The following is a 13,774-nucleotide window of genomic DNA, read 5'->3' on the forward strand; positions in this document are numbered from 1 at the left end:
CTTTTATAATAAACAAGTGGTATTATTTTATGATAATCTTTTGCGATCCAGCGATTCCATTATTATTTAATGTAATAGTGTAGATCCCCGAAGGTAGATTGATAGGTATTTTAGTTGTTTGATTTGTAATATTCTGTTTGGTTAAACACTCTCCGTTTGAGTTATAAAGGGAGTAAAAAGCATCTTGATTGATTGTGTCCTCAATTGTCAATGTTAGCTCTGTTTCAACAGGAATAGGATATATTGACGCTCCCATTCTTTCTAACCCATTTGTAGTTGAGGTATGGATTGCTCCCTTTTGAAATGTTATTGGATACTCCTCTACCATTCCGTTCTCGTTCTGATTAATTCCATCCGAAACAATGTGCTCTTGAGTTTCTGCTGTTGCGTATACAATTCTTAGAAAAGACTCTCCTTTATTTACATATTCAGGAACCTTTATTTCTGTTGAATATATCTTACTTTTTTCCTGAGTTAATAGGTAACCTTCGGTCTCTTCGAATTGATTGTTTTGATTCCAGTCGATCCAAGCTTTTGCATAGTATTTCCTATTATTTGGATGGTTAACCATTATCTCTAAATGGTATTTCTCTCCTGATTCAAGGCTTGTCTTATAGTCTTCAAAAAGATGAAAGTTTCCTCCACTCTTCTCTCTAGGGGTTCTGTTTTGAATGGTATTAAACTTTGTACTCTCAATCAATGTCGGATCTCCATTGTAAAATAATAGAAGAGGGAATGAACTTTTACAAGGTGTGTTAATTTCAACCTCTGGGTTATTCTCTGTAAGAAATCGTGTATTCTCCCCTTTATTATTGCAAGGATAGAGTCTAAATGTGTATTTGGTATTTGGGGCTAATTCGGTTAGAACAAGCTCTTTTTTGTTTCCATCGATTATTTCACATACATCATAATCAGACTTTTTAGAGTATGGATTCGGAGTAATGATTGATGATGCCCCTCTTGTAGACCCAATGACCCAAAGCTTCTGAGGAAGAGCGGAAGGGTTCTCCCAATTGAGTTTGACAGAATTATAATCTAAGTTTAAAGCTTCCAATTTTGTTGGGTCCTCTTTCGGAGTTTTGTATGGAGTTGTAACCTCCCTTACATCACTATATGATGTTTTATTGTTACTAACACAGAAAGATTTAAAATAGTATGTAGTTGCCTCTTTTAATTGAGTAAAAGTAAGAACATATTGAATGTTATTAGATTCGCTATTCACTGTAATAGGAGATTCAAAAGATGGGTTTATTGCATACATGACCCCTTTGTTCTTAATATTATATCCATTTTCTATTTCACAATGAACAGATACATCCTCTGGTGTACTAATAATTGAGGTTATTTTTGAGGTCACTTTTCCGCTACTTATTACAATACTATAGTCCTGTGTTTGCCCCATTCGTCTATCTTTACAAGGGTCAATAGAGACCTCATCTCGATATTGAGAAACACGAATACGTAATGGTGTATTGGTGACTATATTTTGGTTTGGTATTGTCACTGTACCTGTACAATCTTTAGTCTCTTTCCCTTTGCTTTCAAACATTTTTTCCTCTGAAGTATAAAGTCCATCGTTGTTGAAATCGATATAGATATTATATTTCATTCTTGAGCTCTTTGAAGAGATGCTAAAAGCTTGTCTACTTCCTTTCTCGACATAAGCAACCCCTTTGGTTACGTTTGATATATATGCAGGTTCACTCCAACTGTCCGGACTATCAAAACTGAAACTTCCTATTGTGAAATTGTTAAAATTGTAGAAGTTACTCTGAATGTGTGGAATTCGACATAGTTTTACACCACAGACTCTAATGGGAATACTAATTGCCTTGGTTGTACTACCATTTTCATTGGTTGCTCTAAGTGTTACATAATAGTCACCACTACCAGGAAAGCGAACAACTGGATCCTCTGAGGCCGCGTTTGTATCCTCTAGATATTCTACATTATCTGGACTGAAGGACCATTCAAAAGAGTTTGGTATATAGGTTGAGCGGTTCTCAAAAAAGAATTTGCTTGGAGCGTTATCATCTTGTATTGATTGTCCAGAAGTCGTATATGAAAAATCTGCAATAGGTTTATGATCATTTCCTGATACAGTAATCTCTTGCACAACAGGAATCTTATTAGTAGCGAAAATTCCAATATAAAGTCTGTATTGAGGATAGATGTTTTCAATAACGAGATTTACACTGTTTTGATTTTTATCTTTCTTCTTATAAGCAATTATTTTTCCATTTTGAACTAATGTTATCGTAGCTTCCCCTTCTTCGAGATCTTTTATCTTTAAATTACGAGATGTTAGTGGTATCGTTTTGTCAAAAGTCGCAGTAATAGCAGTAGGTTTTTGTGTCCACATCTTCATGGTTGGATCTCCAAAGTAGTGGAAAAGTCTATGTGTGTATATGTCACCACTACCACCACTGTAGTAGTTCTCTTGCATTCTAAGAAGCCCTTGGTTCAAAATATCTCCCATTCTTTCGACATGATCTAAGTGTCCCGCTACATTTGCTTTATTGGGACTATGACCGATTCTAGGAGTGAGTCCAGGATTGTTCCATAGTGCATCCACCATTCCACAAGCGAGAGCATCGTTGTATCCACTAAAACTAAAGTTTGAAGCAGCAAAAACACCAACAGCCCCTCCTTTATCATGTTTTAAGAATTTCTCTGCAAAGCACTCTTTTAATTTAAATTCTCCTGTATGGCAGTTCATAGAGAAAACTACAGGAAGAAGATCTCCATTTTCAAGATGAGGAATATTTCTTGTTGTAAATGTTGGATGAGCCCAACCACTTCCACCACTGTATCCATGATCACGATGTAGAACAAAGAAACATCCTTCTTCGATTTCTCTTTTTATATCTTCAGAGTCTCCACTCCAGTTAAAATCTCTACGAAGTTCTTGTGGTATTAAAGAACCATCTCCATAAGAACCATTATTCCATCTCATTGGTTTGTTCCCTGGCTTAGTATAATAGACCCTATGAACAGTATAGCCTTGTTCTTGTGTTAGATAGTTTCTTATTTCTTCACTTGTTTGACAGAATCTTCTACATGCTTCACCATCAGGCTTCTCGGATCCTTCGCTATCTTGAAATTGAGCACAACATAAAGCTGTATTATAGAAATTATCATTATCTACAGGAGTTTTTTCATATTTTATAATTTTATCGACAATTGTGTGTGCTTCTTTTATTGACCTACATGATATTCGTCCATGCGAAATGTCAGAAGTATAATCGTCCTTTCCATCTACACATGAGTAATATAGGTCTGAAGCATAAGTTGTTGTCTTTCCTTTGTAAACTTTATCATAAAGTTCACCTGGTACATCTTCATAATCACCAATAATAAGAAAATAATCTAATTTATTGGGGTCGTTATTATATTTATTATGGATTGCATTTTTGACCTCTTTAGTTCTCCATTTCTCTTTCGATATAACTTTTGTATTAAAACCTTGGAGCGCTTTCCAATTCGCAAGTTTTTTTGCAGCATTTAGATATTTATCGTTTGTGACAATCAGATAATTGGGAGTGATGTCCGCTGCTCCGTCATCACTTTTCTTTTTAGTATTTGTCTTTGTCCCTTTTAAAGAGAACGATAAGTGACTATAAAAACGAACTCTTTTTAAAACTGGATTGTATTGTATAGGATTAATACGTATGGTTACATATGTTTTTCCATGAGACTTCTGTACATTCTGTACTTTGACAACTTCTTTTGGATAGAACTCATTTTTAGAATATATCTCTTTGTTTATATAGGCAGGAATGCTCTCGACCCCTTCTGTATCAACATCATCTTCTTTAATTGGATGAACTAGAAGGTTGTTGTGATCTACATAATCACCTGTATTGTACTGCATCTCAAAGTCTTTATCAACTTCGAATACAAATTGCTTTGTGGGTACAGCTGGAGCTCCCGCAAGATGGATATAATGGAAATCTTTCAGTTGTAGAAAAACCCAATTGGAGTTGTTTTGGAATGGAACTGAATGGTATTTACATTGTGACAGGTCAATATCTACAGTCGTTTTACTCCTAGATTGGTTTGATCTAATAACAGGAGTGTAGTCTTGTTGGATAGATCCTTGTTTTCTTCTATTCGCAGAAATAAATCCATCCTGAGAAAACCCATATAGGTGCGCAATTAAGCTGATCGCCAATAGAGTAAAAATCCTATTCATATATAGTTCTTTACGGTTAGATGTCTAAAAAGTATAATTAATAATTGCAAATCTAGAAAATAAATTAACATAATAGTAATGTTTGGCAGTGTAAAATATAGACAATCCACATAATTATTTGTCTTTTTTAACAAACGATATTTACTAATAAATGATTTTTTGTCGTTCTACTAGGATTGGAAAAGACCTTTACCTTTAATATTGATGACGATATTACGGAAGTATACAAAAGTACCAGCAATTTGTCCTAAGATTAGGTTGATATCTTTTCTATAAACAGCATAAGATATTATGATCAAAGAACCAGAAAGGCTAATAATCCAGAAGCCAAGAGGTAGAACGGACTTCCCTTTTTCTTCTGATACGATCCATTGAAAGAAGAACCTAAAAACAAATACAAACTGACCTAATGATCCCCAGATAAGAAGTTTAAAAGGTATTTCATCATTTGATATAATATTATAGAAAAGCCCTTTTTGACAGATTGAAATATAGGAGATAATCACAAATGGAGCAATGAGGAATGAGATTCTAAAAAACTTAGAGATCTCTCTCCATTTATTTTGAATTTGAATATTTCGGATATAGATGAAATATACCATAAGTTGTCCCATAACAATTGCTAGATCCTTTCTTAATATTCCATATATAAGGAATGTAAAGGAGGCCCAAAGGCTAATATGCCAAAAAACGGTAGGGGATTCGGATTTTCCACTTTTTTCTGAGAGAAACCATTGAATAAGGACACGAGATGAGAATAATATATTTCCAACAAGGCCAATCGCAAAGATATACCATTGATCTTGTTGGATGATATCGTAAATGAATTGAATCATCTCGTTTCTTGTTTGTTATTGATACTTGATGATTTAATTTTATAACGGATATATCTACGTTTAATCCAAGAAAAGGCGATAAGATCAACGAATGGGCCAACTAATCTATTCCAAAGATGATATTTTGCCTCGCCTTCGATTCTTTCGAAATGGGATACATCTATGGCTTTCACTTTTCCTTCTTGTAGAATCACTAGTGCTGCAAGAAAGCGATGCATTCCTTTAAAAAAAGGTATTCTTTTCGCTGTATCATTTTGGAGTATTTTCAAAGGGCATCCCGTATCTGTGATTCCGTCGTTGGTAATCCATCTTCTCAATTTATTGGCAATTTTAGAAGAAAGTACTTTTACCTTTGTATCTTTTCTTTTAATACGAATACCTGTGACCATTTCATTTTCTTCGCAATACTCCAAAAGTTTTAAGAAGTCCGTAGGAGACGTTTGTAGGTCTGCATCTATATATCCAATAAAAGGAGTTTGGATAGTATCTATTCCAGCCTTTAATGCGGTACTAAGCCCTCCATTTTTCTCTAGCTGTATGTAGTTGAAAGGAACAGAGTTTTGACATATCTCTTCGATGAATATTTGGCTTTGATCAGAGGAGCCGTCATTAACAAAAAGAACCTCGATCTTCTTGTCTGTTTTGTTAATGAACTCAAGCATTTGTTGTTCTACACGTTTAAGACTTTTTTCCTCGTTATATACAGGAATAATAATCGTGAGATAGGTTGATTCGGGGGAAATAACCATATTATATTTTTATTTGTTATTTAAGGTATCAGAATTCTGAGTACACTAAAAATACAAAAAAATAGTGTTTCGATCGTTGTTAATATAGATCAATTAGCCTTAAAAGTTTAAAAATAAATTATTCCTTCCCCCTATTATACATAAATTAAGCTTAATGTATCTTAATATATTTTTATGTTAAAAAGGTGTATCGGATTGATTCCAATACACCTCTAAAAACAAAATTTGTATAAAAATTATTTGGCTACTTTTCCAACTGGAAGGTTAGATGTTGCAAAACAACTTCTAATAAGTTCGATGTTTTTACCCTGATTATCCATCTTGTCTGCTGTAGTTAATGCATGAAGTACTGTATACCATTCTATATTTTCTCTAGTTTTTTCTCCTTTACTAGGAGTATAGAAAGTACTATTGACACTACATTCTTTTCCTAATAAAATCCAAGCATGCATTATCAATTTATCTGCTTTTTCTGCTCCGATAGATTCTCTGATACTCCAGAGTGGATGTGAAATATAGCATGCTGCACTATGTGTATCAATATTATTTTTTAGTGCCTTTTCTGATTTAAGAACAATATCAATATACTTTCTCATGGACGAGTTCTCGTCATTATACACATCTGAGTATGCTGTTTTAAGATACATTATTCCAGTGTAGAGGCTACATTTATCTGAATCGATTGGGAATAGATAATTCTTAGAGATATCTCTAACCATAATTTCTGGCATGGTCCCTTCAAAAATCTTTGGACTATTATTTAAAGAGCAGGTAAAATACTCCATCATGCCTATTCCGATATATCGGTTTTGTTTATATACTATATTATTACTTTGTTTTAAGTACTTCTCAAAACGGTGCCCCACTTTGTGATATATTGAAGATGGACTAACAGGAAGTTTTTTAGAAAAAATAAATCTACTGTTATTGTTCGCCATTGGCATATTTTCTGCAATACTTACATGGATATCTTTATCCCACTTATATTTCTTGTGATCAATAGTTTGAAAATCCGAAATTAGCTTTGCATAATATCTTGATGCTTTAATAAAATGATATGCAGTAACCATTGTGTAGTATGTTGGAGTACCTGGTTTGATATCTTTCGCTAATAGATCATATGGAACGACTTTATCAATCATTTCAACCCCATTTAATGTACCTCCTCTGAAATTCAATCCATTAAGCTGGGTACAGGTTATATTGTTAAGGAATTGAGATTCGATACCCCCTTCATAAGTGACAAAATCTATGTCTACCACCTCTTTCACTATCTTCCCATTTCTTATCACCTCTTCTTCGAACTTAATATTTCTCGTGTTCGAACAGCTCGTTATTACTAGAGTAATAACAAACATAAAAACCAATCTTCTCATAATCTCTTTTCTTTTACCTAATGTATGCTTCCATTTGTATATAGAAGCACCTCACCCTATTATTTTTCAAACACAAATGTAGTTTAATTATGTAAATTAATGTTGTAAACAAATGTCGTGATAGAGGAAAGAATAGAAGGATTATGCGTTATTAGCTCTATAAGGGATAGATAATATATCTTTTGTAATTGAAACTTAGATGGTTGAGATGGACATGTCATAGTATGGAGGGTATCGATAATCGTAGTCATACAATCTCTTCGTAAAGCCGAATATAAATATCTGTAAAAGAAGATCTGAATAGGTTAAGCATAGAAAAGCCCTTTATTTACATGGGAGTTGTTAACGGATAGCTTTTATGACATAAAAAAAGAGGTCTATGAATAGATAAAAATTCATAGACCTTCTTTGGATATTGTATTATAATATTTTCTTACATCATACCTGGCATACCACCCATTCCTGGAGCAGCTGCTGGCATTGGATCTTCAGATTTCTCCTCTACCAAAACACACTCTGTTGTTAAGAACATACCTGCGATAGAAGCAGCATTTTCTAGAGCAACACGGCTCACTTTTGCTGGATCGATAACACCTGCAGTAAACAAGTTCTCATAGTTTCCTGTACGTGCATTGTACCCAAAGTCATCAGAACCTTCTTGAATTTTCTGAACGATTACAGCACCTTCAAGACCTGCATTCGAAACCATTGTACGAAGAGGAGACTCAATTGCTTTGCGGATAATCTCAATACCAGTTTGCTCATCCTCATTGTCTCCTTGAATTGAGTCTAAAGAAGAAATTGAGCGGATATAAGCAACTCCACCTCCAGGAACGATACCTTCTTCTACAGCAGCTCTTGTAGCAGAAAGTGCGTCATCCACACGGTCTTTTTTCTCTTTCATCTCTATCTCTGAAGCAGCACCAACATAAAGAACAGCTACACCACCAGCAAGTTTTGCAAGACGTTCTTGTAGTTTTTCTTTATCGTAATCAGAAGTAGACTTTTCCATGTTTGCGCGAATTTGTGCAACACGAGAAGTAATAGCTTGTTTAGCACCTGCACCGTTAACTACAGTTGTATTTTCTTTGTCCACTGTAACTTTCTCTGCTTGACCAAGCATCTCTGGGCTAATCTGATCTAACTTCATGCCCTTCTCTTCACTGATAACAGTACCACCAGTAAGTACGGCTAAGTCTTCAAGCATCTCTTTACGACGATCACCGAAACCAGGAGCTTTCACTGCACATACTTTCAATCCTGCACGAAGGCGGTTTACTACCATTGTAGCAAGAGCTTCTCCTTCGATATCTTCTGCAATGATTAAAAGAGGGCGTCCTGCTTTATGTGTTGCTTCAAGGATAGGCACAAGATCTTTCATATTAGAGATCTTCTTATCATGAATCAAGATAAAAGGATTTTCAAGATCTGCATTCATCTTCTCTGTATCCGTGATGAAGTAAGGAGAGATATATCCACGATCGAACTGCATTCCTTCTACTACGTCCACGTAAGTATCTGTACCTTTCGCCTCTTCAACAGTGATCACTCCCTCTTTTTGAACTTTCTCCATTGCATTTGCAATAAGTTGTCCAATAGTGTTATCATTGTTCGCTGAGATACTCGCTACTTGCTCGATTTTATTGTAGTCATCTCCGACGTTTTGTGCTTGAGATTTAATATTCTCTACCACCGCTTTCACTGCTTTATCGATACCTCTTTTAAGGTCCATTGGGTTTGCACCCGCAGTCACGTTTTTCAATCCTACGTTGATAATTGATTGAGCAAGAACCGTAGCAGTCGTTGTACCATCACCCGCATCATCCGCAGTTTTAGAAGCCACCTCTTTCAAAAGTTGTGCTCCCATATTTGCATAAGGGTCTTCAAGTTCCACTTCTCTTGCAACAGTTACTCCATCTTTGGTTACGTGAGGAGCACCGAATTTACGGTCAATGATTACATTACGACCTTTGGGTCCTAATGTTACTTTTACTGCATTTGCAAGCTGGTCTACCCCTTGTTTAAGTAGATCACGAGCTTCTATATCGAATTTAATTTCTTTAGCCATAATAGATAATTTTGTAATATGTAAAACTTTTAAGAGACTGTGTTCTTAGCTAATGTAAAGAACATCCGTTTGAGATAATAGAAGGTAGTCGAAACCGTCAATATTCAATTCCGTACCTGCGTATTTACCATAAGAAACTACATCACCAACAGTAATCTCCATTGGCTCATCCTTCTTCGCAGCTCCAACCATTCTCACTTTCCCTTGTTGAGGTTTCTCTTTTGCTGAATCAGGAATATACAATCCACCAGCTGTTTGTGTAACTGCTTCTTGTGGCTCTACAAGAATCTTTCCTGCCAAGATTTTACCTTTAAGCTCTGCCATTTTACTTTATATTTTAGTTTGTTTTTTTTGTATCTCTTCTCTCTGCTTTCGGTTTATTGAAACATAAACCGAGGGAGAGAAGTTATTTGTAATATAATATTCAAAACCATAAATAGAATAAACACATATTGTGCCAAACTTATTTTTGAATATTTGTCATGAAAAATATGACAAAGCAGTCTTTTCGGTATGTCATATTGTCCAAAAAAAAGGTTATCCCCAATATGAAGGATAACCTTTTTTAATTTATGATAAGAAGTAAATTATTTTACTTCGTTATTGTCTTCAGTATCTTGAGCTGGAGTAGCTACTGGAGTAGCGATAGGAGCTTCTTGAAGTCCTGCATCAGGAGTGATGTTTTCCAATTGCTCCGTTTTGATATGTGTTGCAGACTGTTGTGTTCTGTTCGGAAGCACAGCAGATGAAACAAGACATAGGAAAAAGATAATACATGCAAAAGTCCATGTAGTTCTTGAAAGTCTATCTTTTTGATTTTTCACACTCATAATCTGAGTGGATCCAGAGAATGAGCTCGAAAGACCTCCTCCTTTAGGGTTTTGTACCAATACGATCAAAATTAGAAGTATTGATACAATTATCATCGTAATAATAAGTGCACTGTACATTTTCTATTGTTTTTTAAGTAACGCTTTAATCTCTTCTATCCGTTCAGCAAAATAAGCAATTTTTTTGGGATATTTCAAAATTAATGTTTGGTAAGCTTCAATTGCCTCTTCATATAACCCCTGTTTGATATAGATCTTTGCTAATGTTTCGCTTATCAATGAGGTCGACACCTCTTCTGTTTTTTCGTTTAGGAGCCCATTTTTTCGCTGTTTTGGTCGCTCCACTTTACTTTGAAAAGAGGATACAAAAGAGGATATCAGCACCTGTTGGTTTTCCCTGTGTGATCTTTTATTGTTTTGTATCTCAAATATCTCTTTTGCTAAACTCTCAAAAGGCACTTTTCCTTTAGACTCCTCTTCCAATTGATAAGGTGGAGGGTCCATTAATGCCTTCAATTCAGCCTCTTCACACTCGATTTTATCGTTCATAGTGAGAAGATCTTTCAACTTCTCTCTAAATTCCATTTGAATGGCGCACCTAGTCTTCTGTTTCTCAAATTGCATATGATGATTTACCTGATATGCCTTGGTCAGTAGCAACTGAGCGGTGGTAAAAGCAGGGTACATCTTTACAATCTCTTTTAAGAGTTGTATGGTGTCAGAAGTAAACTCCCGATCTTGGTAAAGCAATTTTCGAAACAGTAAGAGGTTCATATTATTTTACCAGTTAGCAGCTGATTTATTAAAAATATCTGTGATGATTTTGTCCAGAATTACACCAACGTATTCACTTTCGATCGAAGCAAAAGATTGATTTGCACTATAATCTTCATAGGCCGTAAAAGTCTGGTTAAAATCTTTTTCATGATCTTGGGTGTTCACAAATTTGACTCTTACTCCAATGGTAAAACGACTCTGTCCTGCAATATCTCTTCCATCGCTTGTTGTTTCGATACCAAGAGGACGTGTCTCGTATTGAACAATTTGTCCAGTAAACTCAATATCTCCGCTACTACGTTGAGACGTTAAACCCAATTCGTTTGAAAACTTATCTGTCAGTTTATCCTGAAATTGCTGACTAAGTTGAGGATTCACAATGCGTGCCCTATTCGGGAAATAGTCTACGAAAAAAGTCTTAATGTCTGGAGATAAGGATGCTCCTGTGAACGAATAGCCAATCTTACAGCTCGAGTATATTGCAAAAGCGATGATACATGCAAGTGACACTAAAATATGCTTCTTCATGATATATTATATTCTTTGATTTTACGGTATAATGTTCTTTCTGATATCCCAAGATCCATTGCAGCTTGTTTGCGCTTCCCTTGATGCTTTTTCAGTGCTTTATTTATTAGCTCGATCTCTTTGTCTACAATAGACAGAGACTCTTCCACGATCTCTTCCGTATCCTCAATATCACCATCTAGTGATATCCTCTCTTTCGGTTCTGGATCAATATGGTGTGTTGATATTGTAGATGGAACCGTAGGAGTTAAGTTAATCTCCTTTTCGTTATATATATTTTGGAGAAACTGCTTTGTTTCATCTGTGTTCATATAACTTGGATCTTTATCAATGATATTATGTACTAGCTTCTTAAGCTCGTTCATATCCTTCTTCATATCGAAGAGAATTTGGTAAAGAATCTCTCTTTCTGAATTGAACTTCTTTTCATCCATCCCACTATAGATAGCAGGTAAGTTTGAATTGCTTTTGAAATTGTTCTCTTGAGGAAGATAGTGTATCAAACTTTGTGCATCAATTTCTCTATTTGTTTCAATTATTGAAACCTGCTCTGTGATATTCTTTAACTGTCGGATATTACCTGGCCAGTCATATCTTAATATGATCTCTTTAGCATCGCTCTCAAGACGAATAGAAGGCATCTTATATTTGTCGGCGAAATCAATAGCAAATTTACGAAACAACATCAACACATCATCTCCACGTTCTCTTAAAGGAACAACCTGTATGGGAACCGTGTTTAGACGGTAAAACAGATCTTCTCTAAACTTGCCATCTTCTATTGCTTGAGGGAGGTTTACATTGGTCGCTGCTACCACACGAACATTGGTTTTGTATGTTTTAGACGATCCTACACGCATAAACTCTCCAGCCTCTAAAACACGTAGAAGTCGAACTTGTGTAGAGAGAGGTAGTTCTCCTATCTCATCCAAAAATATAGTCCCTCCATTTGCCTCTTCAAAGTAACCTTTTCTGTCATTTACAGCTCCAGTAAATGAACCCTTTTCATGTCCAAAAAGTTCAGAGTCGATGGTGCCATCAGGGATCGCACCACAGTTTACTGCTATATATTTCCCGTGTTTTCTATGCGAATAGTTATGAATAATCTGTGGAAATGACTCTTTTCCTGTTCCACTCTCTCCGGTTATTAACACAGATAGGTCCGTTGGAGCCACTTGAACCGCTACTTCGATTGCTCGATTTAGTCCAACAGAGTTCCCAATAAGCTTAAAACGTTGTTTTACCTCTTGAATATTTGCCATGCTGCGTTTAACAATTTTAATTACTTTTTTGATACTCTCTTAGAGATGTTTCATTCCCTCTTTTTGAAACTACAAAGTTACGTCTTTATTTGATATATGACAATTTGTCACACAGTTATTTCTACTACAAAATCAAGAACCTTTTACCTCTCTTCTCTTTGCGATAATTGGTTTAACCATAGGAGTGTTTTGTATGTTTCCTTCTGAATCAACAGAGATCAAAAATACATTCGTCTTATTTTATTGTACCTTTGTTGTTCTGCGTGGATTACCACGTCGAACAACAAATCATTAAATGATATTTTAAAAAATAGATGCGGATGAAATCAATTATTATTATTCCTGCTCGTTTTGCATCCACTCGTTTTCCGGGTAAACCCTTGGCTGATATACATGGAAAAAGTATGATTATGCGTGTAGTGGAGAGAGCATCTAAAGTAACTAAGGATGTGTGGGTTGCTACAGATGATGATCGTATTTATCAACATGTTGATAACTTAGGGGCAAATGTAGTGATGACTAGGAAAGATCATCCAAGTGGGACAGATCGTATTGCTGAAGCACTACAGAAAATTGAGACCCAATCTGGTACTACATTTGATGTCGTGATTAACATTCAGGGAGACGAACCATTTATTCTCACGGAGCAAGTGGAGCAGTTGATCGAATCATTTAACGATAAAAATGTGGATATCGCCACTTTGGCAAATCCTCTTTCCTCTATTGACTCTATTGAGGACCCCAACCAAGTGAAGGTTATTTTTACTCCTAAAGGTAGAGCGATCTATTTTAGCCGAAGTCCAATCCCATTTGTTCGTGGTGTCGATAAAGCGGAGTGGACAACAAAGACTTCTTTTTGGGGACATATCGGCATGTATGGATATCGAGCGGATGCATTAAGGACAATCACCCAATTAGCCCCTTCTAGTCTAGAACTATGCGAATCGCTAGAACAACTACGTTGGTTGGAAAACGACTATCATATACATGTCTCTACAACGAACCATAAAGGAATGGGAATTGATACTCCTGAAGATTTAAAACGTGCCCTAGAGTCTGGAGAATTTTAGTTTAAATACAACTTATCTATGAGATGCTGGAGATAAACTGTTTTCAGCATCTTAAAAAATAATGTGTATATTGAACTTTTGCT

The 13,774-nt window shown here is 35.5% G+C and carries 11 protein-coding genes; 1 reads left to right on the plus strand and 10 read right to left on the minus strand.

Translation table 11 applies throughout. The annotated features are described in order from the left end of the window. Positions 1–22: 22 nt before the first annotated feature. From K4L44_17365 to K4L44_17410, 10 genes are all read right to left on the minus strand, one after another. Positions 23–4,195: a T9SS type A sorting domain-containing protein gene (locus K4L44_17365; GenBank protein ID QZE14256.1), complete on the minus strand. Its 4,173-nt coding sequence runs from the start codon at positions 4,193–4,195 to the stop codon at positions 23–25. Positions 4,196–4,365: 170 nt separating this feature from the next. Next, entirely contained in the window at positions 4,366–5,031 is a 666-nt protein-coding gene (locus K4L44_17370; protein QZE14257.1) for a lipid-A-disaccharide synthase N-terminal domain-containing protein, read from the minus strand. Then, positions 5,028–5,780, minus strand: coding sequence for a glycosyltransferase family 2 protein (locus K4L44_17375; GenBank protein ID QZE14258.1), 753 nt, complete (start codon positions 5,778–5,780; stop codon positions 5,028–5,030). The genes K4L44_17370 and K4L44_17375 overlap by 4 nt, the downstream gene beginning before the upstream one ends. A gap of 236 nt (positions 5,781–6,016) precedes the next feature. Continuing rightward, positions 6,017–7,156 (minus strand): hypothetical protein, encoded by a 1,140-nt coding sequence (locus K4L44_17380; GenBank protein ID QZE14259.1) that lies wholly within the window; start codon positions 7,154–7,156, stop codon positions 6,017–6,019. 433 nt (positions 7,157–7,589) lie between these two features. Further along, positions 7,590–9,227: a chaperonin GroEL gene (gene groL, locus K4L44_17385; protein QZE16030.1), complete on the minus strand. Its 1,638-nt coding sequence runs from the start codon at positions 9,225–9,227 to the stop codon at positions 7,590–7,592. A gap of 42 nt (positions 9,228–9,269) precedes the next feature. Beyond that, entirely contained in the window at positions 9,270–9,548 is a 279-nt protein-coding gene (locus K4L44_17390; GenBank protein QZE14260.1) for a co-chaperone GroES, read from the minus strand. 263 nt (positions 9,549–9,811) lie between these two features. After that, entirely contained in the window at positions 9,812–10,174 is a 363-nt protein-coding gene (gene secG, locus K4L44_17395) for a preprotein translocase subunit SecG (protein ID QZE14261.1), read from the minus strand. A 3-nt stretch (positions 10,175–10,177) separates the two neighbouring features. Continuing rightward, positions 10,178–10,828, minus strand: coding sequence for a hypothetical protein (locus tag K4L44_17400; GenBank protein ID QZE14262.1), 651 nt, complete (start codon positions 10,826–10,828; stop codon positions 10,178–10,180). Between the two features lie 6 nt (positions 10,829–10,834). After that, a complete protein-coding gene (locus K4L44_17405) occupies positions 10,835–11,359 on the minus strand; it encodes a hypothetical protein (GenBank protein QZE14263.1) in 525 nt (174 codons plus the stop codon). Beyond that, positions 11,356–12,621 carry a sigma-54 dependent transcriptional regulator gene (locus tag K4L44_17410; GenBank protein QZE14264.1) on the minus strand — a complete coding sequence of 422 codons (1,266 nt, stop codon included), beginning with the start codon at positions 12,619–12,621 and terminating at the stop codon, positions 11,356–11,358. Before K4L44_17410 ends, K4L44_17405 begins: the two co-directional genes overlap by 4 nt. 314 nt (positions 12,622–12,935) lie before the next feature. On the opposite strand from K4L44_17410, the gene kdsB reads away from it, so the two are divergent. Beyond that, positions 12,936–13,691, plus strand: coding sequence for a 3-deoxy-manno-octulosonate cytidylyltransferase (gene kdsB / locus K4L44_17415; protein QZE14265.1), 756 nt, complete (start codon positions 12,936–12,938; stop codon positions 13,689–13,691). Positions 13,692–13,774: the final 83 nt, after the last annotated feature.

This window comes from Prolixibacteraceae bacterium (assembly GCA_019720755.1).
GTDB lineage: Bacteria > Bacteroidota > Bacteroidia > Bacteroidales > Prolixibacteraceae > Halosquirtibacter > Halosquirtibacter laminarini.

Coding starts and splice junctions, on each gene's coding strand:
- K4L44_17390 (QZE14260.1), bottom strand. CDS start 9,548: ATGGCAGAGCTTAAAGGTAAAATCTTGGCAGGAAAGATTCTTGTAGAG.
- K4L44_17410 (QZE14264.1), bottom strand. CDS start 12,621: ATGGCAAATATTCAAGAGGTAAAACAACGTTTTAAGCTTATTGGGAAC.
- K4L44_17400 (QZE14262.1), bottom strand. CDS start 10,828: ATGAACCTCTTACTGTTTCGAAAATTGCTTTACCAAGATCGGGAGTTT.
- K4L44_17365 (QZE14256.1), bottom strand. CDS start 4,195: ATGAATAGGATTTTTACTCTATTGGCGATCAGCTTAATTGCGCACCTA.
- secG (QZE14261.1), bottom strand. CDS start 10,174: ATGTACAGTGCACTTATTATTACGATGATAATTGTATCAATACTTCTA.
- K4L44_17405 (QZE14263.1), bottom strand. CDS start 11,359: ATGAAGAAGCATATTTTAGTGTCACTTGCATGTATCATCGCTTTTGCA.
- K4L44_17380 (QZE14259.1), bottom strand. CDS start 7,156: ATGAGAAGATTGGTTTTTATGTTTGTTATTACTCTAGTAATAACGAGC.
- kdsB (QZE14265.1), top strand. CDS start 12,936: ATGCGGATGAAATCAATTATTATTATTCCTGCTCGTTTTGCATCCACT.
- K4L44_17375 (QZE14258.1), bottom strand. CDS start 5,780: ATGGTTATTTCCCCCGAATCAACCTATCTCACGATTATTATTCCTGTA.
- K4L44_17370 (QZE14257.1), bottom strand. CDS start 5,031: ATGATTCAATTCATTTACGATATCATCCAACAAGATCAATGGTATATC.